This window comes from Pseudoalteromonas sp. 2CM32C (genome assembly GCF_023161925.1).
GTDB lineage: Bacteria > Pseudomonadota > Gammaproteobacteria > Enterobacterales > Alteromonadaceae > Pseudoalteromonas > Pseudoalteromonas marina.
This window is the reverse complement of sequence record NZ_JALNTI010000016.1, coordinates 1-22686: the sequence shown is the minus strand read 5'-3', so window position 1 is coordinate 22686 and position 22686 is coordinate 1. Positions and strand designations below refer to the sequence as shown.

General features: G+C 39.1%; 18 protein-coding genes. 8 read left to right on the top strand and 10 right to left on the bottom strand.

Going from position 1 to position 22686, the window contains the following annotated elements; all coding sequences use genetic code 11:
• The first annotated feature begins 1 nt into the window (after position 1).
• From oadA to MTF67_RS18035, 4 genes are all read left to right on the top strand, one after another.
• A complete protein-coding gene (gene oadA, locus MTF67_RS18050) occupies positions 2-1783 on the top strand; it encodes a sodium-extruding oxaloacetate decarboxylase subunit alpha (protein ID WP_248520303.1) in 1782 nt (593 codons plus the stop codon).
• A gap of 13 nt (positions 1784-1796) precedes the next feature.
• On the top strand, positions 1797-2927 hold the full coding sequence (locus MTF67_RS18045; RefSeq protein WP_010556538.1) for a sodium ion-translocating decarboxylase subunit beta: 1131 nt from the start codon (positions 1797-1799) through the stop codon (positions 2925-2927).
• Between the two features lie 139 nt (positions 2928-3066).
• Complete coding sequence (locus MTF67_RS18040; RefSeq protein ID WP_248520302.1) at positions 3067-4038, top strand: aldo/keto reductase; 972 nt, start codon at positions 3067-3069, stop codon at positions 4036-4038.
• 12 nt (positions 4039-4050) lie between these two features.
• Entirely contained in the window at positions 4051-4227 is a 177-nt protein-coding gene (locus tag MTF67_RS18035) for a hypothetical protein (protein ID WP_170865578.1), read from the top strand.
• Positions 4228-4375: 148 nt separating this feature from the next.
• Here MTF67_RS18035 and MTF67_RS18030 read toward each other — a convergent pair whose 3' ends face one another.
• Entirely contained in the window at positions 4376-5689 is a 1314-nt protein-coding gene (locus MTF67_RS18030; protein ID WP_010556536.1) for a peptidoglycan DD-metalloendopeptidase family protein, read from the bottom strand.
• Between the two features lie 323 nt (positions 5690-6012).
• Here MTF67_RS18030 and tyrS point away from each other — a divergent pair, with 323 nt between their 5' ends.
• Entirely contained in the window at positions 6013-7212 is a 1200-nt protein-coding gene (gene tyrS / locus MTF67_RS18025) for a tyrosine--tRNA ligase (protein WP_006794338.1), read from the top strand.
• A 66-nt stretch (positions 7213-7278) separates the two neighbouring features.
• On the opposite strand, the gene ampE is transcribed toward tyrS, so the two are convergent.
• From ampE to folE2, 4 genes are all read right to left on the bottom strand, one after another.
• Positions 7279-8223: a regulatory signaling modulator protein AmpE gene (gene ampE, locus MTF67_RS18020; RefSeq protein ID WP_039038232.1), complete on the bottom strand. Its 945-nt coding sequence runs from the start codon at positions 8221-8223 to the stop codon at positions 7279-7281.
• Entirely contained in the window at positions 8224-8931 is a 708-nt protein-coding gene (mtnN, locus tag MTF67_RS18015) for a 5'-methylthioadenosine/S-adenosylhomocysteine nucleosidase (RefSeq protein WP_008130923.1), read from the bottom strand. It abuts the gene before it with no gap.
• 113 nt (positions 8932-9044) lie between these two features.
• Positions 9045-9638: a DUF2726 domain-containing protein gene (locus tag MTF67_RS18010; protein WP_006794335.1), complete on the bottom strand. Its 594-nt coding sequence runs from the start codon at positions 9636-9638 to the stop codon at positions 9045-9047.
• Positions 9639-9744: 106 nt separating this feature from the next.
• The gene (folE2, locus tag MTF67_RS18005) at positions 9745-10665 is read right to left on the bottom strand and encodes a GTP cyclohydrolase FolE2 (protein ID WP_039038231.1); all 921 of its coding nucleotides are present in this window, start codon (positions 10663-10665) and stop codon (positions 9745-9747) included.
• 214 nt (positions 10666-10879) lie between these two features.
• On the opposite strand from folE2, the gene arcB reads away from it, so the two are divergent.
• Positions 10880-13198 carry an aerobic respiration two-component sensor histidine kinase ArcB gene (gene arcB / locus MTF67_RS18000; protein ID WP_248520301.1) on the top strand — a complete coding sequence of 773 codons (2319 nt, stop codon included), beginning with the start codon at positions 10880-10882 and terminating at the stop codon, positions 13196-13198.
• 7 nt (positions 13199-13205) lie between these two features.
• Here the strand turns inward: arcB and arcA are convergent, their stop codons facing one another.
• From arcA to trmB, 4 genes are all read right to left on the bottom strand, one after another.
• Positions 13206-13922: a two-component system response regulator ArcA gene (gene arcA, locus MTF67_RS17995; protein ID WP_006794331.1), complete on the bottom strand. Its 717-nt coding sequence runs from the start codon at positions 13920-13922 to the stop codon at positions 13206-13208.
• Between the two features lie 452 nt (positions 13923-14374).
• Entirely contained in the window at positions 14375-15979 is a 1605-nt protein-coding gene (locus tag MTF67_RS17990; RefSeq protein ID WP_039038229.1) for a HAMP domain-containing sensor histidine kinase, read from the bottom strand.
• Positions 15980-16126: 147 nt separating this feature from the next.
• Positions 16127-17152: a methyltransferase gene (locus MTF67_RS17985; RefSeq protein ID WP_248520300.1), complete on the bottom strand. Its 1026-nt coding sequence runs from the start codon at positions 17150-17152 to the stop codon at positions 16127-16129.
• Positions 17153-17197: 45 nt separating this feature from the next.
• Positions 17198-17923 (bottom strand): tRNA (guanosine(46)-N7)-methyltransferase TrmB, encoded by a 726-nt coding sequence (gene trmB, locus MTF67_RS17980; RefSeq protein ID WP_006794328.1) that lies wholly within the window; start codon positions 17921-17923, stop codon positions 17198-17200.
• Between the two features lie 162 nt (positions 17924-18085).
• Here trmB and mutY point away from each other — a divergent pair, with 162 nt between their 5' ends.
• Together mutY and MTF67_RS17970 are read left to right on the top strand one after the other, a co-directional pair.
• Positions 18086-19147: an A/G-specific adenine glycosylase gene (gene mutY / locus MTF67_RS17975; RefSeq protein WP_248520299.1), complete on the top strand. Its 1062-nt coding sequence runs from the start codon at positions 18086-18088 to the stop codon at positions 19145-19147.
• Between the two features lie 34 nt (positions 19148-19181).
• On the top strand, positions 19182-19454 hold the full coding sequence (locus tag MTF67_RS17970) for an oxidative damage protection protein (protein WP_006794326.1): 273 nt from the start codon (positions 19182-19184) through the stop codon (positions 19452-19454).
• 62 nt (positions 19455-19516) lie between these two features.
• Here MTF67_RS17970 and MTF67_RS17965 read toward each other — a convergent pair whose 3' ends face one another.
• Positions 19517-22291 carry an ATP-binding protein gene (locus tag MTF67_RS17965; RefSeq protein ID WP_248520298.1) on the bottom strand — a complete coding sequence of 925 codons (2775 nt, stop codon included), beginning with the start codon at positions 22289-22291 and terminating at the stop codon, positions 19517-19519.
• Positions 22292-22686 lie beyond the last annotated feature (395 nt).

Sequence of the window (22686 nt, the reverse complement as noted above, 5' to 3'; positions counted from 1 at the left end):
CATGGCTAAATTAAAATTAACAGAATTGGTTCTACGTGACGCTCATCAGTCATTACTTGCCACTCGTATGCGTTTAGACGACATGCTACCGATTGCCAGCAAACTAGATGATGCAGGTTATTGGTCAATTGAGTCGTGGGGCGGGGCAACATTTGATTCGTGTATTCGCTATTTAGGTGAAGATCCATGGGAACGTATTCGTGCGCTAAAAAAAGCGATGCCAAACACTAAACAGCAAATGCTATTACGCGGTCAAAACTTATTAGGTTACCGCCATTATGCTGATGATGTAGTTGAAAAGTTTGTAGAGCGCGCACATAAAAATGGCGTTGACGTGTTCCGTATTTTTGATGCAATGAATGATGTGCGTAACTTAGAAACTGCGATTAAAGCGGCTGTAAAAGTAGGTGCTCATGCTCAAGGTACTATTTCGTACACGGTAAGCCCTGTTCATACACTTGATATGTGGTTAACTTTAGCTAAGCAATTAGAAGAGCTTGGCTGTCATTCAATTTGTATTAAAGATATGGCGGGTTTATTAAAACCGTACGATGCAGAAGAGCTTATAAAAGCGCTTAAAGAAACGGTGTCTATTCCAATCGCCATGCAGTGCCATGCTACAACAGGTTTAAGCACCGCTACATATCAAAAAGCTATTGATGCCGGTATTGATATGCTTGATACCGCTATTTCTTCTATGAGTATGACTTACGGTCACTCAGCAACAGAAACAATTGTAGCGATTGTTGAAGGTACCGCACGCGATACCGAACTCGATTTAAACCAACTTGAAGAAATTGCTGCTTACTTTAGAGATGTACGTAAAAAATACGCTGCATTCGAAGGTAGCCTTAAAGGGGTTGACGGACGAATCTTATTGGCTCAAGTACCTGGTGGCATGTTAACTAACATGGAAAACCAGCTTAAAGAGCAAGGTGCAGCCGATAAGCTTAACGAAGTGTTACTTGAAATACCGCGTGTACGCGAAGATTTAGGCTTTATTCCACTTGTTACGCCAACGTCGCAAATTGTGGGTACGCAGGCAGTACTTAACGTATTAACCGGTGAGCGTTACAAAACAATCACAAAAGAAACCGCAGGTGTATTAAAAGGTGAGTACGGTTTAACTCCAGCTCCAATGAATAAAGAGCTACAAGAGCGAGTACTTGATGGTGGCGACGTTATTACATGTCGCCCAGCTGACAATATTGCGCCTGAACTTGAAACGCTTGAAGCTGAACTATTAAAAGAAGCGCAAGAACAAGGTTTAACACTCGCTGATGATAAAATTGACGACGTACTTACCTATGCACTGTTCCCGCAAGTTGGTTTGAAGTTTATCAAAAACCGTAACAACCCAGATGCGTTTGAACCAGTCCCTAGCGTAGAAGATAATTCAAGTAAGTCACCAGCTAAGGTGTCAGCCAAAGGTAACAGTGTTAAGGCTGAGCAATACAGCGTTAAGGTAGACGGTAAGGTTTACGACGTTGTAGTAGCGCAAGGCGGTGAGCTTAAAGAGGTAACGTTAAAAGATTCTGAGCACTTACCTCAATCTGCTTCAGTGGCTTCGGGTGAAACGCTAAATGCACCTTTAGCAGGCAATATTTTTAAAATAAAAGTAAAAGCCGGCCAAGTTGTAAACGAAGGTGATGTTGTTGTGATTATGGAAGCCATGAAAATGGAGACTGAGGTTCGCGCAATGCATACTGGTACCATTGCTGAAGTGCTTGTGTCTGAGGGTGACTCAGTGACCACGGGCGACGCAATTATTGCGCTGGCTTAAGGAGTAAATGTAAATGGAAGGTCTTTTAAACCTTTGGCAGGCTACTGGCCTTGCTAACTTTACGTTTCCTGGCTTGATAATGATTGCAGTAGGCTGTTTGTTATTGTTTTTAGCGATATCTAAAAACTTTGAGCCACTGCTTTTATTACCAATTGGCTTTGGCGCGATATTAACTAATATTCCGGTTGCTGGACTATCAGACCCTGGTGGGCTTTTGTACTCAGTTTACTATGTGGGTATAGATACCGGTATTTTTCCACTATTAATATTTATGGGGGTTGGTGCACTAACTGACTTTAGTGCGTTAATAGCAAACCCTCGTATGTTATTGCTGGGAGCTGCGGCTCAGTTTGGTATTTTTGCGACCTTATTTGGCGCAATTCTGCTTAACTTTATTCCGGGTTTTGAGTTTACCCTTCAAGATGCATCGGCTATTGCTATTATTGGTGGCGCTGACGGCCCAACGGCAATATTTTTAGCCTCAAAATTAGCGCCTGATTTATTAGGTGCCATTGCGGTAGCTGCTTATTCATATATGGCGCTAGTTCCAATTATTCAGCCTCCTATTATGCGTGCACTCACAACACCAGAAGAGCGCCAAATTAAAATGCCTGAGCTACGTAAAGTATCTAAAAAGGAAAAAATTATTTTCCCACTTATGGTACTTACTGCAACAGCCATGTTTTTACCAGCGGCAATACCGCTAGTAGGTATGTTCTGTTTGGGTAACTTAATGCGTGAGTCGGGTGTTGTAGACCGCTTAAGTAACAGTGCGCAAAACGAAATTATCAATATAACAACTATATTTTTAGGATTGGCGGTTGGCTCTAAGCTCGCTGCAGATGACTTTTTGACAGTAGAGACTATTGGTATTTTAGTGCTGGGTGCGCTTGCTTTTGGTATTGGTACAGCATCAGGTGTGTTTATGGCTAAAGGCTTAAATAAAATATCTAAAACACCTATCAACCCGTTAATTGGTGCCGCTGGTGTGTCAGCCGTTCCTATGGCTGCGCGTGTAGTTAATAAAGTAGGGCTTGAAAATAACCCACATAACTTTTTACTTATGCACGCAATGGGCCCTAATGTGGCGGGCGTTTTAGGCAGTGCTGTTGCTGCAGGTATTTTGTTGGCACTTGTTGGCTAAATTGATTTTAGATTTCAACCAACCATTGAGCGCAGTTTACTGCGCTTTTTTTTGTCCGAAACTTCTGTTCGTTAATGGTTTCTTGTTTTGAGGTTTTTGTTTAAAGTGGTGGCTCTTCGCAATTTTAAGGATAGTCATTATGCTTCACACTCCATTAGCTCACTACTTACCTAATGTTAGTAAACTTGTATTTGGATGTATGGGGTTGGGAGGTGGTTGGAATAAAGACCCGATTACCAGCACACACCTTAAACAAACCCACGAGTGCATTGATAACGCGATTGAAGGCGGTATTAATTTTTTTGATCACGCAGATATATACACTTTTGGCAAAGCAGAGCAGGTATTTGGTCAAGCACTCAGTGAGCGACCAGAGCTTAGAGAGCACATATACATTCAGTCTAAATGCGGTATAAAGTTTGCTGATGACAAAGGGCCTAAGCGATATGACTTTTCAGCCGATTGGATTGAACAGTCTGTAGAAAACTCACTTAAGCGATTAAATACGCAATACCTTGATGTACTCATGTTACATCGCCCAGATCCTTTAATGGAAGTTGATGAAGTTGCACGTGTATTTAGCTGTTTAAAAGAAAGTGGTAAAGTAAAACATTTTGCCGTATCAAACATGCAGCAACACCAAATGAACTTTTTGCAGCATGCTCTTGATATGCCTATTGTAGCTAACCAAATAGAGGCCAGCTTACAAAAACATCAATTTATAGATGAAGGCTTGTATGCTGGTAATAGCGACGGGAAAGACATTAACTTTACGCCTGGTAACATTGAATATTGCCGCAGCTTTGACATTCAAATACAAAGTTGGGGGAGCTTGTGCCAAGGTTTGTATACCGGCGGTGATTTATCAAAAGCGTCGCAAGCCGATATCAATACAAGTATTTTAGTAAATAAACTTGCTGCAATTTATGGTACCTCTGCAGAGGCTATTGTACTTGCATGGCTACTGCGCCACCCAGCGTCGATTCAACCCATTATTGGCACTACTAATGCTAAGCGTATTAAGGCATCGTGTGAGGCTATAAATGTTCATTTAAGCCGAGAGCATTGGTATGCCTTATACGAAAGCGCTAAAGGCTGCGAAGTACCATAAAAAGGGTTTTCAATGAATGTAATTATTATTTTAGTTTGTTTATTTGTAGCATTGGCAATACTGATCCCATTACTTGAAAAGTATCAAAGCAAAATGGGGCTGGAAGGGGCAACAAAATACAGCAAATATATTTGGCCATTAGTGATGGGGTCTTTAGTTATCCAGCTTATTTATGTGTTAATGAATTAGGCGTGTATCGCTATTGTAGGAAAATTAAGATTAGTAGCCTTTAATATAGAGCACCCTGTGTGAGCTAACTATTGTTAATAAATAAAAAGCACAAAAAAGCCCTTGTAGGTTAAACCTGCAAGGGCTTTTTAATACAGTGATAGCCTGATTACTTAAGTGCCAGTTGTAACTCGCGGTTACGCTCTAACTGAGCAATAAAGTTATCAGCAATAGGTTTAAACTTAGCAAGCTCAGAGCGTGGTAAAGGCTCTGATTTTGGTAATTTAACCGTTTTAGGGTTACGGTGAACACCGTTAACTAAAAACTCATAATGTAGATGCGCGCCAGTTACACGACCTGTAGCACCTACAGTACCAATTTTATCACCTTGTTTAACCTTTTGACCTGTTCTAACAAGCTTTTTATTAAGGTGTAAATACTTAGTGACATACTGTGTGCCATGGCTAATAAATACGTAGTTGCCGTTGTACTTGCTGTAACCTGCCTTAACGACTTTACCGTTACCCGATGCAACAACGGGCGTGCCAGTTCGTGCCGCGTAATCAATACCACGGTGTGCTTTTACTTGCCCAGTAACTGGGTGTAAGCGACGTGGATTAAAACTCGAGCTAATATATTTAAAATTAACTGGGGCACGTAAAAATGCTTTTTTCATACTGCGGCCTTCTGGGGTGTAGAAGTTTCCATCAGTATGTCTAATTGCTGTAAAACGCTGCCCTTGGTTAATAAACTCAGCCGCTATAATTTTACCAGTACCTATAAATTCGCCTTCAACATAGTGAGACTCGTAAATTAAGCCAAATTGATCGTTTTTACGAATGTCGTTAGCAAAATCCACATCCCAGCCAAAAATGTCAGCAAAGTTCATAATTTGGCGTTCGCTTAAACCCGCTGCAATTGCAGAAGTCCAAAAGTTGCTAGAAATTTCGCCGCCAGCTGTTTTGGTCAGGGTTTCTATTTCTTTACTATCTATCGCTGTATTGTAGTTACCTTCGTCGTCTAAGGTTACATATAGCGTATCTGTTTTAGAAATAACGTAACGCAATTGTTCAAGTGCGCCGTCTTTACCTGTTGCAAAGCTCAGTACTTCGCCTGGGTGAATTTTAGTTAGCTTACGGGTTTCTGCGTTTGTGTTGATTAGTTTATGAAGCGTTTGCGCTGAAAAGCCCGCGCGTTTAAATATAATTGCTAAGTTGTCACCCGTTTTTACTTTGTGGTCGACTAAATCGTACTCTGGAAGCTTTTCTGCTGCTTGCTCTGAATTTAACTCGGTAAGTTTTTCGTTGTCATCGACTTTAACTTGAAGCTCGTAGCGTTTGCCAATCTCTAATGCGTTTGCATTGTTGTCTTTAGACGCTGTTGCTTTCTCAGATGGAAGAAACGTTAAAGCGGCAATAGCAGAAACCAAACATAAGATAAGCAATTTGTGTTTTTTGGGGAGGGTATTAACCACGTGAACCATAACGTGCCTTTTTCTGCTGTCAAGATAATAAATACATAATATTGCAGGATATACCTAATATTGTGTGAATACCAGTGCTTTGTAGATTTTAAATCGCGCTGAATTACGCTAAAATCGGGCTTTATATGCCTTTTTAGCGCTTAATTTATCTCAGACTGTGCGCATTTTATTTAGTTGCATTAATCACTTAAAAAGTTGTTTTAATTAGGTAGAAATTTGTTATGTTAGTTGCACATATAAGTTTGATTTAGCCCTTGTTAAACTAAGGTTATACAAAACAACTAGTAGCCCTCTTTGTTGGCAGAATTTTGGAGTAATAGACTGTGGATTTACAAACCGCTCTTGCAGAGATAAAACGCGGTGCAGAAGAAATATTAATTGAAGACGAGTTAGTTGAAAAACTAAAGTCGGGCAAAAAGTTAAAAATCAAAGCGGGTTTCGATCCAACAGCGCCAGATTTACACTTAGGGCACACAGTACTAATTAATAAAATGAAAACTTTTCAAGACTTAGGTCATGAAGTTATTTTCTTAATTGGTGATTTTACAGGAATGATTGGTGATCCAACCGGTAAAAATGTGACGCGTAAACCGCTTACCCGCGAAGATGTTCTTGCCAATGCTGAAACGTATAAAGAACAAGTTTTCAAAATTCTAGATCCGGCAAAAACAACCGTTGCTTTTAATTCAACGTGGATGGAAAAGCTGGGTGCTGCAGGCATGATTAAATTAGCTGCAAACCAAACAGTTGCGCGTATGCTTGAACGTGATGATTTTAAAAAGCGTTACAATGGCGGGCAGCCAATTGCAATACATGAATTTTTATACCCGTTAGTGCAAGGTTGGGATTCGGTTGCATTAGAATCTGACGTAGAACTGGGTGGTACCGATCAGCGCTTTAATTTACTAATGGGTCGTGAGCTTCAAAAAGTTGAGGGCCAAAAGCCACAAACTGTTTTAATGATGCCATTACTTGAAGGTACTGACGGCGTTCAAAAAATGTCTAAATCTTTAGGTAACTATATCGGTATTACTGATGCACCAAATGACATGTTTGGTAAAGTTATGTCGATTAGTGATGTATTAATGTGGCGCTACTACGATTTACTAAGTGGTCTTTCGATTGAGCAAATAGCAGCACAAAAAGAACGTGTAGAGCAGGGGACTAACCCGCGCGATATCAAAATTGAACTTGCTAAAGAGCTAATTGCACGTTTTCATAGTGAAGAAGATGCACAAGCTGCGCACAACGATTTTATTCAACGCTTTCAGAAAAAAGCGCTGCCAGATGAAATTCCTGAGCTGACAGTAACCATTGCAGAAGACACTATTTTAATTGCTAACTTATTAAAAGAAGCTAATTTAGTTGCAAGCACATCAGAAGCGATGCGCATGATAAAACAAGGTGCAGTTAAACTGAACGGTGAAGAAAAAATCACCGATACCAAACTAGAAATAGCAAAAGGCACAACCGCTATTTATCAAGTAGGTAAACGTAAGTTTGCAAACATTACCGTAGCTTAAGTGTGCGGGTAATAAAAAAACCAGCTTAGGCTGGTTTTTTTATACTCAATTTTTACTAAGTAAAGCTCAAATGCTTTTTAGGATTTCAATACACACAATAACGAGTACCCAAAAGGCGCGCGCCTGATTAAGCCGATTTAATACGGCTGGTACATCGTCAGCGTTAGGTAGCCTATCAGTACCAACCCGCATTTTGTTATGCCGCTTATTAAAGTACATAGCGGGTCCACCTAGTTGCACGCTAAGTGATGCAGAGCATGCACTGAGTAACCAGCCTGTATTTGTTTGATAAAAGTGTTGGCCGTAGTGTTTTATGTAGTGAACACTTTGTTTTGTGGCCTTACTTGCAGCAATTGTGAGTGTAAGTAAACGCACTGGAATATACTCAATAACAAATAAAATAAGCTTTAACGGTTTTAAAAATTCGCTGTTTGGTGAAATATCACTACGCCATGCTTGCTGCATCAAGGTAAGTAGTCGGTAACCAAGTGCTGCAACTGGCCCTAAAAGTAAAAAAACAAATATAACCACAAAGTAATAACGAGCAGTACGAAGTATTAAGCTTTCAATGAGGGCTTTAATAATGCCTGTGGTTGAAAGCTTGCTGACTTCACGAGCAAGCAGTGGTTTTAATAGCTCGCGTGCGGCTGACTTTTGGTTTTGTTTAGTGAGCTTTGCAATACGAAGGGCTTTTTTATTGAGGCTTTGGCTTTCAAGGCAAAGGTATAAAATAAGGCCCGCAAGTAGCTCTGGGTAAAATGCAAATTCAAGTAGCAAGGTAACAATTAGTAAAATAACACTGAGCACCAGCACGCTTGCAAGTATGGCTGCTAAATAGTGGTAGCTGTTTGTATTTTGTTTATTATAAATACGTTTGCCCATGGCGCTAAATACGGCCACTAAAACGGTATTCGGGTGGTACCAACTAACAAGTGGTAAAAAGCGCTCAGCAAGGAGCGCTATTATAAATACAATAAAGTCCAAATGGTTTTGAACAATATTGCTAAGCATTTACAGTGTTACAGCTGTTAGCTTTTCAAGCAGAGCAACAACCATTTTAGATGAGTTGATTGATGCTGTTTCTAAGTATTCTTCAAACGACTGTGGCGATTCTTTGCCAGCAATATCAGACATTGAACGAATAACAACGAAAGGAGTTTCAAGCGTATGACAGGTTTGCGCAATAGACGCACCTTCCATTTCTACAGCAAGCATTGAAGGAAAGTCGCTGCGGGCTTTATCAATACGAACAGGGTCACACATAAATGTATCGCCAGTACAAATAAGGCCCACTAACGTTTTAACTTCGCTAATTTGCGCAATAGTTTGCTCGGCTGCTTCAACTAATTTAGGGTGCGCAGTAAAACCTGCAGGCATTTGTGGTACTTGGCCAATTTCGTAACCAAATGCAGTTACGTCTACATCGTGGTGACGAACTTCTGACGATATAACGACATCGCCAACACTTAATGATGGATCAAAACCGCCAGCAGAGCCGGTGTTAATTACGCAATCAGGCTTAAAATTATCAATAAGTAATGTAGTTGCAATGCTTGATGCTACTTTACCAATACCTGATTGAACAAGAGTTACTGTGCAGCCAGCTAATTCACCAGTGTAAAATGTAAAACCTGCTTTAGTTAAAATAGCTGGGTTTTGCATTGCTTCACGCAAAATTTTAACTTCTGGCTCCATTGCGCCAATAATACCAACATTCATAGTGTTTGATTCCTGAGTTTGAATAGCTTGATTATACGTGAAGTTAGCAATAAAAAACAAAAAAGCGAGACATTTAAAATGCTCGCTTTAATGCAAATTAAGTAACCTGATAATTATATTTCGGCTAATGCTGTTGAATGGGCTTTAGCTTGTGAGGGAGATAAAACAGCAGGTTTGTGAACTCGGTTACGTAATGGGCGCTGTGCTGTTGGAGCTGGTTTACCCAGTTTGAACATAATGGCATCGCGTACTTCTGATGGACGATAGCCTGCTTTTACCTTCATGCGAATGTGTGGTATGCCTGCAGCTTCTAAGGCGCCATTTACAAACCAGTCGCGCTGGGCTTTGTGGCCATCTTTATTTGCGTTATTTACTAAATCAACAGCTGCTACGATGGTCATTTTTTCTTTGTCGATTAACACAAAATCAAGCTGCTTATTTTTGGCTTTAGCAATAGCGGCACGTTTTGATTTAGGTGATAAACCTTCTTTACAGTCGATCACATCAATAAGCTTAACTCGACTCACTATTTTATATTGATCGCCAATAGCGCGTTCTAACAGGTTTAAAAAGGCGCTTTCTACTTGCGTAAATACACTTTGTTTACGTTTAAAAGGATAAGGATTACCGCCGTCGTCACTAAATTTTGACGCGGCAATTGATGCACCTACCACTAATACTAAAATCGACAATAAAGCGAATTCCATACGGTAACTCCATAACAACAAATTGACACTGTTTTGTTAAAGCAAGTACCGTGCCCAAATATTGTATGTGATTTACCGAATGGTGATTTAAGTTAACGCAGGTGTTTTATGCCTTATACCCGCCATTAATACCTTTAACAGCAACCGCCACAGCGTCGTGGGCGTGAAGCGATTCGTAATGGTTTATTTGTAGCCAGTAATCTGCGTAACCGTCTGTTTCTAATATTGCTTTAATTTTACGCGCGGCATCTTCGCAGAACATTAAATTTTGCCCATTTAAACGGGCAAATTCTTGTTCATCTTCACGCTTTACTGCCGCTTGCACTGGCGTTTTAAGCTCGCCTTCAAGGGTATTTATTAAGTTAACTACATCAAACTCATTAATGTTGCTATTGAGTTTAACTTTTACGTTAGCAATTGAGCGCTGCGAGTGAGGGGTTGCCACAATGCCTTGTGTTGTGCCAAGCCACTCAAGTACCTCTTTTTGGTTGAGCGTGTCTTGGTTAAATTTTTCACTAAATGCGTTTTGTATTAGCTGGCGTGCAAGAGCCGCCGAGCAAGGGCAAGTTGATGAGTAGGTAACATCAACGGTTAGCTCGAAACTAATAATATTGTTTTCAATTGTACTTGTAAGTGTGATTGGATAGCTTTTCCAGCCAGCTTTGCCACTCAATAGAGACTTACGGCGAAGTGGTAGCTCAAATTTAAACTCAATCTGTGCCTTATTACTCAACCCTTCATGGCTAGATATAAACGTATTTAGTGCTTGGCTAATTGTTTGAGGATTTACTTGTTGCTCTGTTGAGAGTAAATCAAGCGCTAAAAATAAGCGCGACATATGAATGCCTTTGGCGTCTTCTTTGTGCAAGTTAACAAATGCGCGGGCTTTGGCATTAACAGTAACAGGGCTTAAATCACGCGATTCAAAAATAAATGGCAGTTCAATTTCACCCATGCCAACCCAGTCTAATTTACCTGTTTGTAATGCAGGAGCGGTGTCAGCTATATCGGGCATATTGGTTTGCATGCTATGTTACTCGTTATTGGCAATGATAAGGCGCATTATTTTACACGAAATAATCAATGGCTGAAACGAGGACTTTACTGCCCGCTAAAATTGCGTATGAATATTTTCTGTTTTTGTCGCACAACATGAAAATAGCGAATAGAAAAATGCTAAAATCTGTAAATAGCATTGCCTTTCTTATATTTAAGCAAACAGCAAAGAGATAAAACTACGTATGACCGATTATTCTTTGAGCCCTTGGGTTCGGGTGCTTTCAAGTTCAATAGCGCGATTTGGTGAGTTAAAAACAGCTGCCATTTGTTACGCTTTATTTTTAGCGGCGTCTCTTATTTTATCGAGCATGTTTTACTACGTAGCTATAGGCGAATTGTTTCTTGTAGATATTTTGGCCGTGGTATTTTTTTCAGCTGTTGTGTCACCTTTAATTATAAGCGTACTTATTAATTCAATTCGTCAGTTAGATGCTTCCTACGCCTACTTAGATAGCGCAACTAAACAAGAAAAACTATTAAACCAAACACTTAAAGATAATATTAGTCGGCTTAATATTGAAATAGATGAACGTAAAATGGCTTTTCATGCTAAGCATCGCGCCATTGAAGAACTACGTAGAGAAATTGCCGAGCGTAAAAAAACACAGCAAGAGCTTGCTCAGCAAAGCATGTTACAACGCTCAATTGTTGATTCATCCCCCGATCTATTTTATTACCGCGATAACAATGGGGTATTTGCTGGCTGCAATAAAATGTTTGAAGAAGTAATGGGTAAATCAAGCCGTGAGCTTATAGGTAAAACGGTTGAACAAATATTCCCAAACGACTTTTTATCTGAAGTATTGCGCACAGATAAAGAGGTAGAGCAAACTCACAAAGCACTCACCATCGATGTAGGTTATGAAGTTGATGGTGCAACGCGCTGGTTTGAGCTACGAAAACTTCCCTTTATAAACGATGAAGGCGACTACATAGGTTTACTTGGTTTTGGGCGTGATATTACGAGCCGTAAAGAAGCGGCTGAGGCGCTTGAAACCGCATATAAAGATAAAGGGAAATTTATAGCCACATTGAGCCATGAGCTGCGTACCCCGCTTAACGGTATTGTGGGCTTAACACGTATGTTGCTCGATACCGATCTAAATAAGCAGCAACGCAGTTGGTGTAACACGGTTTTTTCAAGTGCTGAAACGCTCGGTAATATTTTTAACGACATTATAGATTTAGATAAAATAGACAGAGAGCAGCTCGATATTGCCGCCAACTCTATTAATGTATCTGATTTTATAAACGATGTTGTGAATTTTGCAGGGTTAATAACTGAGCAAAAAGGGCTTGAGTTTGATATTGAGCGAAATGGCATGCTTGATATATATGCATTGCTTGATCCTACTCGTTTACGCCAAGTGGTTTGGAACCTGATAAACAATGCAGTGAAATTTACCCAGCATGGCAAAGTCACACTTGAATGTAGCCGTGAAAATCGCCCTGAAGGCCCATGGTTAGTTATTAAAATCTCAGATACAGGGCAAGGTATTCCACAAGAGCAGCTTTCTCGTATTTTTGATATGTACTATAAAGCACCTGATTTACAAGGCACTAATGCAATTGGTTCAGGTATTGGGCTTGCGGTAACTAAAGCGCTAGTCACGGCTATGAAAGGCAGTATTACAGTAAACAGTACAGAGGATGAGGGCAGTTGCTTTACAGTGCAAATACCGCTGAGCTTATGTATTGCGCCTACAGAGCAAAGCTATGTTGGCCGAGAGCTTTATATTTTACTCGTTGAAGACGTGCCACTTAACGCCGAAATAGCCACTAATTTATTGGAGCAACGCGGACATGAAGTGCTATGGGCTGAAACGGGCGAAGATGCACTTTCGTTTGTTGATACCGAAGACGACCTAGATTTAGTATTACTTGATATGCAGCTACCCGATATAAATGGCGATGAAGTTGCAAGGCAAATCCGTGCTGATAGCCACTTTGATAACCTGCCTATTGTTGCACTAACCGCTAATGTGAGAAGTGCAGAAGAAGAACTTGAAGGTATTTCTATTCAAGGCGCTTTAGCTAAACCTATTAATACGGTAAAGCTTGATAAAATGCTCGCTGACTTATTTGATATTAAGCAAGCTCAATGCAACGAGCCACAGCTAACAGTAACCGACGAAGCACTTAAAAATATCGATGCGCATTTGCTAGATATTGAAACAATAGAAGACTTTGTTAACTCTATGGGGTTAGTTGTGTTTAGGCGCAGCAGTCAGTTGTTTGAAAAGCTAAATCCGCAATATCAACAAGAATTGCTTACATCATTAAATAAAGGCGACAGGGAAGAGTATAAATCGGTTGCGCACAAGCTCAAAGGTGCCGCAGGTTCTGTTGGTTTAAACGATGTTCAACTGCATGCAAAAGTAATGGAATATGGTGCGATAGATGAGAGTGATGAAGTGCTTAAGGAGTGGCTGCTGGTGTTGGCAGATAAAATAAATGAAGGACAACGTGCCCTTCATTTATTTCTACAGCAATTAGAATAAACGCTAATTAGCTGTCGATTTTACCAATAAAGCGGTAGCCTTCACCATGAATGGTGCTGATAAGCTCTGATGTAGAATTATCGCTTTCAAAATGCTTACGAATACGGCGAATAGTTACATCAACAGTACGGTCGTTTGCACGTAGCTCACGGCCTGTCATATGTTTAATTAGTTGTTCACGGCTAAAAATACGACCTGGAGAATCAAGCATTAATCTCAGTGCTCTGTACTCACCTTTAGGCAAGCGCTTAGCATCGCCATTAGGAGATGTTAAACAGCGGCTATTTTCATCTAATTCCCAACCGTTAAATGTAATAACACCATTAGTTTCAAGTGCTGATTCATCATCGCTAAGGCCTGTACGCGTAATAAGGTTACGCGCTCTAATAGTCAATTCACGAGGGTTAAATGGTTTAGTAATGTAATCATCAGCGCCAATTTCAAGCCCTAAAATACGATCAACATCGTTATCACGACCTGTTAAGAAGATAAGGCCTACTTTGCGTTTTTGGCGTAATTCACGGGCTAATATAAGGCCGTTTTTGCCTGGAAGATTGATATCCATAACTACGAGATTAACGTCGTCGTTATTTGTAAGCTTGTCATGCATGTCATCGCCATCAATGGCTTCAATAACTTTGTAACCTTCAGCTTCAAATAAACTAACGAGGTTTAGTCGAGTTACGTCTTCATCCTCTACGATTAGAATGACTGGCGTTTGCATTATTAATTAACCTTTTTGGAATATTTTATTTACAAAAAATCGGTATTTAGTATAAATCCGACTACTAGAGATTATAGGATTATATCCAATTGTTAACAAGAAAAAACAAGTTGGATAAAAATAAAACAGTAAGAGTTCAAAGTTTGCTCAAAAAGCCCGTGCAAAAACTACTGTTAAATCGATCAATACACGTATGAAGTTCATTTACTTTGATAATTTATGGACCGGCTGACTACGCAAAGCTGTTAAATAATCAGACTAATTCAAAGTTAAATTATATCACTATCTAATCTTTCATCAATGTATGTGATATCGCAAAAGTAATAAAGTTCAAAAAATTGCGCTATATAAACGATAACTATTACACTTGTTTACCACATGAAGCATAAATAGGGTCAATAAGTAGTAATTCAAGGAATATAAGTAAATATATGTGTTTGGTTACTTCACTTTTAAGGGATGGTTATGATGAATCGCGCACCGCGTTTTTTTTCTAAATCAATTAATATATGGCCGCCTAAAGCTTGGGTTACTAAATTGTAAACTAAGTGCATGCCCAAGCCACTTGCCCCTTGTCCTCTTTTTGAGGTTACAAATGGGTCGAATATTCTGTGTTTAATTTTTTTATCTACGCCTTGGCCGTTATCGCTGTAAATAATAGTGAGTTTTTTTCCTGTTAACTCTACATCAAATTGTATTTCATTATTTTCATTACCAACGAACCCGTGTAGTAGTGAGTTTGTTATTAGTTGTATAAGTACTTGTTGTAATGGTTCTGACTTGCTTTCTACGGTTAAATCGGTTGCACAATTTATGTTTATAACCGGTTTTTTCTCTTCAAGCTCCGAGCTTATTGATGTCAAAACATCTGTTATTAACTTATGAATATTGATGTAGGTAGTTACGTCATCATCTTGAAAAACAGCTACCTTTTTAAAGGTTGAAATTAAGTCGGCTGCACGGTTTAAGTTACGGTAAATCAAATCTAGGTTTTCAATACCGTCGTCAATAAAGCGTTTTAATTGATTTGAAGTCAGTTTTTTATCATCAAAGCTAATTTGTAAATCGGCTAACTTATCGCGCAGCAAGGTAGAGCTTGTAATACCAAGGCCTATTGGGGTGTTAACTTCATGTGCAACACCGGCAACCATTTGACCAAGTGATGCCATTTTTTCATTTTCAACAATCTGCGTTTGATACTGATGCATACGCTCAAGGGTTGATAATAATTCTTGATTTGCTTCTCGAAGGGCTATGGTTCGTTGGTTTACTTTTTCTTCTAGCCCTTGGTTGAGCTGTTTAATTTCTTCTTTGTCTTTTTCATGGCGAGTCAATTGTTTTTGGGTGCGTGTAAGCATGATGTTTAAGCTGTTAGAAAGCGCTGATATTTCTTTTACGTCGGTTACTGGTGCGCGTACATCGTAGTTATGATTTTTTGATACGTCTTGTAATAGCATGCTAAGCCGCTCTATCGGTCGAGCTATTCTTTTTTGAACATTTATTGCGATAAAATACACAACAACAAGTATCAGTAAAGTCAGTAAGATATCTACAACTATTTTTTGTTTTATATAATCGTCTAAGCTCTCAAGACTTCCACGCATGTATACATGACCAACAAGCTTTTCATTATGAAAAATTGGCTTTATTAGTTCGATATCTTCGTGGGTTATACGTGGTGTTTTTAGTTCTTCAATGCTGTCGGTTCGAAGGGGGACTGGTGGCGTTTTTTTTGCATTAAAACTTATAAAAAAAACAGGTTTTTGAGATGCTTGCTCAATAGAATATACATGTATGTTTTTAACTAAAGGAGTTTTTTCAAAGTATTTAAGGCGTTTCTCTTCTGTTTCTCTGTCATCTTCAAAAACTGATTTTCCAGCGTCAAAAGCAACTATTTCCGCCAAAATAACGAGCTTACTCACTATTAATTGTTTTTGCTCTTTAACACTTAAATAAGTTGATATAGAAATCGATAATGACAAGCAAATAGCAGTTATAAGCATTATTAGATTTATGAGTGCTTTACGAATACTGCTTTGATGAACTTTTCTAGGCATTATTTGAGTGTCGCCTGAGTCATTGAGTTTTATTATTTTATTAGTCTAGCAAAGAAGGAACACAGTGGTGCAAAAAAATAAAAATAATAGGTAATATTTTATTGCAAAGTTGAGCACGCAGAATGCTCAACTTAAAATATAAAAAATTTAACTACTATAAACGGCAAATTTATTGTTTTTGAAAACAGTTTGATAAGTTTCAAATTGCGTTTCTAAAATTGGCGGATATTTTAAAAAGCTATTTGCAACAATGGTTAGCTTTCCGTTTTTAGTTAAATGCTGTTTAGCGTTAGCTAAAAACGTTTCAGCAACGCTGTAGTCTGTTGCAATGCCTGTGTGAAACGGCGGATTGCTTACTATCAAATCAAACTTACCACTAATATTTTTCAGGCCATCACTGAGGATTGCTTCACCAGTTACCCCGTTTAACTTTAAAGTTTGTGTTGTTGCATAGGTTGCAAGTGCGCTTACGTCACTACATACAAATTCAAGAGCTGTATTTTTTAAACCCAGAAAGGTCGCAATTAAGCCTGCACCACAACCAAAGTCGAGTACTTTACCTTGTTTGGTTGAAGGGGCATTTTCGAGTAGCATTTTGGTACCTGCGTCTAAACAGCCATGGTTAAACACGCCAGGTACGCTGATAGCTGAAAATGATGTATCGGCAATACTAACGGTAAACGTTTTATGGTAATGGCTAATATCAAATTGCGCATTAAGCTCAATTTGAGAAAATGAGTAAAGTACGCAGTGTTTAGCCGAATCAATCTTATTACTATATTGAGCTTTGCCTGCTAATTGTTTTTCAATCGATTTAACACCACTCTTATTTTCGCCAACCACTAATAACTCGGCATCGCTTGTTATTACCGCGCGTATGTTATCAAGCGCCATTAGCAATTCTGGTTTTGACTTAGGGTAATAAAGAATAACTAAGTCATAATCGTTACCGGTAATGGTGTGGTTAACGCTTACATCAACACCCTGGGTGTTTTTAGCAAATTCACCATTAGCATGGTTATAGCTAAACGCTGTAACTATGCTATTTGGATTCAGCGTTTTAAGCTCAGCTAAAAAGCCATCTTGAACAAAGTTGACCACCAATATAGATTTACCCGTTAATGCCTCGCTATTTCGAAGTAACAGTAAACTTGGGTTGGTTAATACGCTCATAAATGGCTTTGCCTTACTATGTGTTAAATTAATATAAATGTGTAATTACTTGGTGCGCTCAAACATTAAGTCCCAAACGCCGTGACCTAATCGGTGGCCGCGTTGCTCAAACTTAGTAAGAGGACGTAAATCAGGGCGAGGCACGTAATCGTTAGTCTCTGATTGGTTTTTATAACCCGGAGCCGCTTGCATTACTTCTAGCATATGTTCTGCGTAGTTCTCCCAATCAGTAGCCATATGAAAAACACCGCCTATTTTTAATTTTGAGCGAAGCTTTTCAGCAAATTCAGTTTGTACAATACGGCGTTTATGGTGGCGCTTTTTGTGCCATGGATCTGGGAAGAATAATTGCAATGTAGTTAGGCTTTCATCGCTTAAGCAATCAGCAAGCACTTCTACAGCATCGTGTTCAAACACGCGTAAATTAGTTACGCCCGCTTCGTCGGCATCCATTAAACATGCACCAACGCCAGGGCGGTGTACTTCAATACCAATAAAGTTTAGGTGTGGAGCATTTTTAGCCATTTCGACAAGCGACTTGCCCATACCAAAGCCTATTTCTAGGACTACATCATTGTTGTTGCCGAATACTTGGCTTAAATCAAGCATGCCGTTTTTATGCTCTAAGCCCATTGTTGGCCAGCATTTTTCGATTGCAGCGGCTTGGCCTTTGGTTAATCGACCTTCGCGTTTTACAAAACTGCGAATGGTGCGGATGTATTTACCTTCTTGCTTAGCTTGCTCTAGGTTGGTATTGCTTGATTCACTCATATCTAATTGGCCTGACAAAACAATGTGTTTAAAAATGGTTGCATATTATCCCTGACGATGGCCTCAATCACAAGTATTAGCTGGTTTTACAGCCTCTATAGCTTGATCTTTTTACTCACTGCAATAGACTGACCCGCCATTGAGCATGAGTAAAAGTATAATATGTTGGACTTAAATAAAGAGCAGTCTCACTGGTTTTCAAAGCAAGTAGTTGATTGGTATCACCTTCATGGCAGAAAAACACTGCCGTGGCAATTTGGTAAAACACCTTATAAAGTGTGGGTTTCTGAGGTTATGCTCCAGCAAACTCAAGTAGTTACTGTGATCCCATACTTTGAAAAATTTATGAAAAGCTTTCCTGATATTATCGCTTTGGCGAATGCCGAAGAAGATCAGGTTCTTCACCACTGGACTGGTTTAGGTTATTACGCCCGCGCGCGAAACCTTCATAAAACAGCAAAGATAGTTCGCGATAAATACAACGGGCTGTTTCCTCAAACGCTTGAGGAAGTTATGGATTTGCCCGGTATAGGGCGCTCTACAGCAGGGGCTGTATTGTCATTGTCGCTTGGTCAGCATCACCCTATTTTAGATGGTAATGTAAAGCGAGTATTGGCACGCTATTTTATGGTGGAGGGCTGGTATGGGGTAAAAAAAGTAGAAAACCAGCTTTGGCATTTATCGTCGCAATTAACACCTAAAAATAATGTGACTGAATTCAACCAAGCTATGATGGATTTAGGTGCAAGCTTATGTTCACGTAGCCGCTTTGATTGTGAGCCGTGCCCGTTAAACAGCCGCTGCGGTGCGTTTAATGCTAGTAAGGTTAAAGAATTTCCTCATTCGAAGCCAAAAAAAGCAGTGCCTAAAAAAAGCTGTCATCAGCTAATTATAAAATGTGACGATAAGGTCCTTATGGAAAAACGCCCTAGCTCTGGTATTTGGGGGGGATTGTTTGGTTTTTTTGAGTTTGCTGAGCGTAAACAGCTAGATGACTTTTTAGTTCAACATGGCTTTAAATCAGAACTTGAACCATTGGTACCATTTACCCATGTATTTTCTCATTTTGAGCTGACTATTAACCCACATATATTAAATCTTAAACAAATCCCGGATGTGATTAACGAACGGCAGCTAGTTTGGTACCCGCTAGATCAATCAGTAGAAGTGGGTTTGGCTGCACCAACTAAAAAGTTGGTTAAACAAATTGCACCAATAGGTTAAACTGTTTGCATTTAACGCTTAAGAGAAATTAATTATGGCACGTACTGTATTTTGTCAAAAGTTACAAAAAGAAGCCGAAGGCCTTGGTTTCCAACTTTACCCGGGTGAGCTTGGTGAAAAGATCTTTAATAACATCTCTAAAGAAGCTTTTGCTCAATGGCAACATAAACAAACTATGCTAATTAACGAAAAGCATTTAAATATGATGGATCCAGAGCATCGTACATTTTTAGAAGAGCAAATGGTTGGCTTTCTGTTTGAAGGTAAAGACGTAGAAATTGAAGGCTATAGACCGCCAGAAAAATAAATAACTTATTAAAAAAGGGGCTCAAAGCCCCTTTTTATTACTAATTATTTAGCTATTAAGTGCTAAAGCTCTTCGTTTTCTTCCTCTGCCTTTCTAACTTGCTCTTTTAAAAATTGAGCCGCTTTAGAATATTCAATTTCTAACTGGTCGCGTAAATCAATTAATTCATCAGTTGTTAGTTCGCCCGCTTTGCATTTATCTTCAAATGCACCGGCAAGCTTACCAACTGTTTCTGCCCCAATGGTTTTAGAAATAGATCTGAGTTGATGACAACCCTCAATTATTTCTGCTAGGTCGTTAACCATAACGCCTGAATTTATTGATTTAATTAAACTTTGACTTTGCTCTAAATACATTTTGAAAAAGCGAAGTTGTTTTGCTTTATCCCCATTTACGTATTTAGCGACTGCATCCATATCTATTGGCAATGCTGTGTTTTGTTGAGGAGTTAGCGCTTGCTTAGGAGCTTGCTTGCTGCTCCAGCGTTTTAAAGTATCTTCAAGCGCATTGAGTTCTATAGGCTTTGTAATAAAGTCATTAATACCCACTGCTAAACAGCGTTCTTTTTCACCTTTGAGAGCGTTAGCGGTAACTGCAACTATATAAGGTTGTGCATCTATGGCTTCTAGTAATTCAGCTTCGTTACGAATTTTTTCAACCATGTCGTATCCCGACATTTTTGGCATGTGTAGATCGGTTAAAATAAGTGAGAAATTGTTCTTTCTCCACATATCTAGGCCTTCTTCGCCATTGTTGGCAACCTCTACGCCATACCCTAATATATGCAATTGGTCGGTTAAAACTTGCTGGTTTAGAAGGTTGTCTTCAACTAGCAAAATTAATTTATTTGATTCTCGAGCTTGCTCAACATTTAAATAGTTATTTAGCGACTTTGCTTTTTTAATTTGTTTTGGTTGATGCAAGCCTGCGGCAACCAAAATAGAAAGCATAAAGTTTGACTTACAAAGCGGAGATGCATTTATGTAAAAAATGTTTTTATGATTAATGGCCGCTTCATCTAGTTTGCTTAATACGACTACTTGCTGATTGTAATCCTCAAGTGAATACAATAACCGCCTCAATAAAGAGTTAATATCATCAATATTATCTATGCCGTCAGCAACCCAAATAGCACCCTCTGTGTTTTGGTGTTGTTCAATTTCTTTTTCTGTGTGCGCATAAATAACTTTTGCACCCATAAACGATAAATAACGGTACATTATTTTTTCGCGTTGAAGGTTGTTACTTACAACAATAATTGGTTTGCCGTCTAAGGCATTTTTATGAGCATATTTTATTTTACCAGAGGTGCTAAAAGGCAGCTCAACGGTAAATTCACTGCCAATACCTGCATGGCTATTTACATGAATAGTACCTAACATTAACTCTGTTAGGCTCTTACAAATAGAAAGCCCTAACCCTGTGCCACCAAACTCTCTGGTTATTGAACTCTCAGCCTGAACAAATGGGCTAAATATGTCTCTTAGCTGAGCTTGTGTCATCCCTTTGCCGTTATCGGTTACGCAAAAGCGCAAGGTAAAGTGGTCGGCGGTGTTATGCGCAACCTCAACCGAAATTCTCACATGGCCTTGGGTTTTTTCATAAGTGCTTGTGAATTTAATTGCATTGCTGCATAAATTATAAAGTACTTGGCGCACACGTACGCTGTCACCGACTAGATTTACTGGAATATCAGGCGCAATTGATAGTTCTAAATCGAGTTCTCGTTTTTTAGCGACCGACGACAAAACGCGAGTTACTTCTTCTAGGGTATCGCTCACTGAAAAGGGGATTGGGTCTATGTTAAGCTTACCAGCTTCAATTTTAGAAAAATCTAAAATATCATCCAAAATACTCAGTAGTGAGAATGCTGATTCGCGAATAATAGTACTTAAGCGATGCTGAGCACCATCAAGGTCTGTTTGACGAAGCAAGTCGATAGTACCAATAACACCATTCATAGGCGTTCTGATTTCGTGGCTCATAGTAGCCAAAAAGGTGGTTTTAGTTTCGCTAGCTCTTTGAGCTTTTAAGGTTTCTCTCTCTAGTGCAATAGTGCGGTTTTGCACCTCTGACTCTAAACCATTTTGTAGTTTTTTCAGTTCTTTTTGTACCGACTCGTTATCGCTAAGGGCTGTTTGCACTTGCTTAAGTAGTACATTTATACTTTGTGCTACAGAGCCTAAACCAATATCTAGCTGTTCATTAACATTACTATTGTAGTTACCTTGCTCTGTAATAGCCTGAAGTTCTTGCGAGAGTGAGTCAGTGCTTTTACGTAAACGGCCATTAATGTATACGTTAAAAAGTAACGCGAAGATAAATAAAGAAATAACAGTTGCGATTGCAACGCCATATGCAATTACCTGAGAGTCTTGCATGCTTAATGGTGGTGGAGCTAACTCTTGTTTTATAATTAGCTCACCAATTGGCTGATCGTTAAGTAAAAGAATATGATGCAACACACCTGTGTTCTCATTATATTGTGTGATTTTGATGGACTCAGGTGCGGTCTCGCTATTGCTATAAACGAGTTGTGTATCAGAAGTCGCGCTGAAACGATAAAGAGTATATTCAAATTCATCATCTAAAGAGGATGTTAAGTCGAGTAATTGCTTAACCTTGTCTTGGCCATACATTGTTAGCGCGTCGATCATAGGCTGATTTAATGTAGATGCGAGTGTTTTAATATTTACCGATGGCTCAGGTTTAACTGTTTGTGTATCGTTTTTGATGTAGAACGAGTAACCAAATACAGCAAGTGCGGTAATTGCAATATTAAATATAAAAAAAAGTGGTAATAACCCTTTTACCGGCGAAGAGAATTTACTCTGCATTGAATGTTCCCATTGATGTGTTTTTGCTACTTTAGCTATTAGCATAGGTATCTGAACTAATCGTACCATTTACCAAAAATAATTCACTACGGTTTTAGTCTGATTTAGTTATAATATTTCATATATATAGACTGGTTTGTGGTAAAAATGTACGTTATCAATAAAAAATGTACTGAGTTGCTTGAAAACCGTTCAAACAGTCGTAAAGGATAAAAAAAAAGTTGACTTGTAAGGGCAAAACTCGTTTAATACGCCGCACGCCCAGACAGCTGACTTAGTAGATGTTGTTGGGAGTTACATTAAAAATCGGTTAAGATTTTTAATTAGCACTGTTTAAGTGCCTCGATAGCTCAGTTGGTAGAGCAGAGGATTGAAAATCCTCGTGTCCCTGGTTC

Bases quoted from the DNA above. Each gene is read 5' to 3' on its own strand.
- oadA (WP_248520303.1), top strand. From the start codon at position 2: ATGGCTAAATTAAAATTAACAGAATTGGTTCTACGTGACGCTCATCAG.
- MTF67_RS18045 (WP_010556538.1), top strand. From the start codon at position 1,797: ATGGAAGGTCTTTTAAACCTTTGGCAGGCTACTGGCCTTGCTAACTTT.
- MTF67_RS18040 (WP_248520302.1), top strand. From the start codon at position 3,067: ATGCTTCACACTCCATTAGCTCACTACTTACCTAATGTTAGTAAACTT.
- MTF67_RS18035 (WP_170865578.1), top strand. From the start codon at position 4,051: ATGAATGTAATTATTATTTTAGTTTGTTTATTTGTAGCATTGGCAATA.
- MTF67_RS18030 (WP_010556536.1), bottom strand. From the start codon at position 5,689: ATGGTTCACGTGGTTAATACCCTCCCCAAAAAACACAAATTGCTTATC.
- ampE (WP_039038232.1), bottom strand. From the start codon at position 8,223: ATGCTTAGCAATATTGTTCAAAACCATTTGGACTTTATTGTATTTATA.
- mtnN (WP_008130923.1), bottom strand. From the start codon at position 8,931: ATGAATGTTGGTATTATTGGCGCAATGGAGCCAGAAGTTAAAATTTTG.
- MTF67_RS18010 (WP_006794335.1), bottom strand. From the start codon at position 9,638: ATGGAATTCGCTTTATTGTCGATTTTAGTATTAGTGGTAGGTGCATCA.
- folE2 (WP_039038231.1), bottom strand. From the start codon at position 10,665: ATGCAAACCAATATGCCCGATATAGCTGACACCGCTCCTGCATTACAA.
- arcB (WP_248520301.1), top strand. From the start codon at position 10,880: ATGACCGATTATTCTTTGAGCCCTTGGGTTCGGGTGCTTTCAAGTTCA.
- arcA (WP_006794331.1), bottom strand. From the start codon at position 13,922: ATGCAAACGCCAGTCATTCTAATCGTAGAGGATGAAGACGTAACTCGA.
- MTF67_RS17990 (WP_039038229.1), bottom strand. From the start codon at position 15,979: ATGCCTAGAAAAGTTCATCAAAGCAGTATTCGTAAAGCACTCATAAAT.
- MTF67_RS17985 (WP_248520300.1), bottom strand. From the start codon at position 17,152: ATGAGCGTATTAACCAACCCAAGTTTACTGTTACTTCGAAATAGCGAG.
- trmB (WP_006794328.1), bottom strand. From the start codon at position 17,923: ATGAGTGAATCAAGCAATACCAACCTAGAGCAAGCTAAGCAAGAAGGT.
- mutY (WP_248520299.1), top strand. From the start codon at position 18,086: ATGTTGGACTTAAATAAAGAGCAGTCTCACTGGTTTTCAAAGCAAGTA.
- MTF67_RS17970 (WP_006794326.1), top strand. From the start codon at position 19,182: ATGGCACGTACTGTATTTTGTCAAAAGTTACAAAAAGAAGCCGAAGGC.
- MTF67_RS17965 (WP_248520298.1), bottom strand. From the start codon at position 22,291: ATGCAGAGTAAATTCTCTTCGCCGGTAAAAGGGTTATTACCACTTTTT.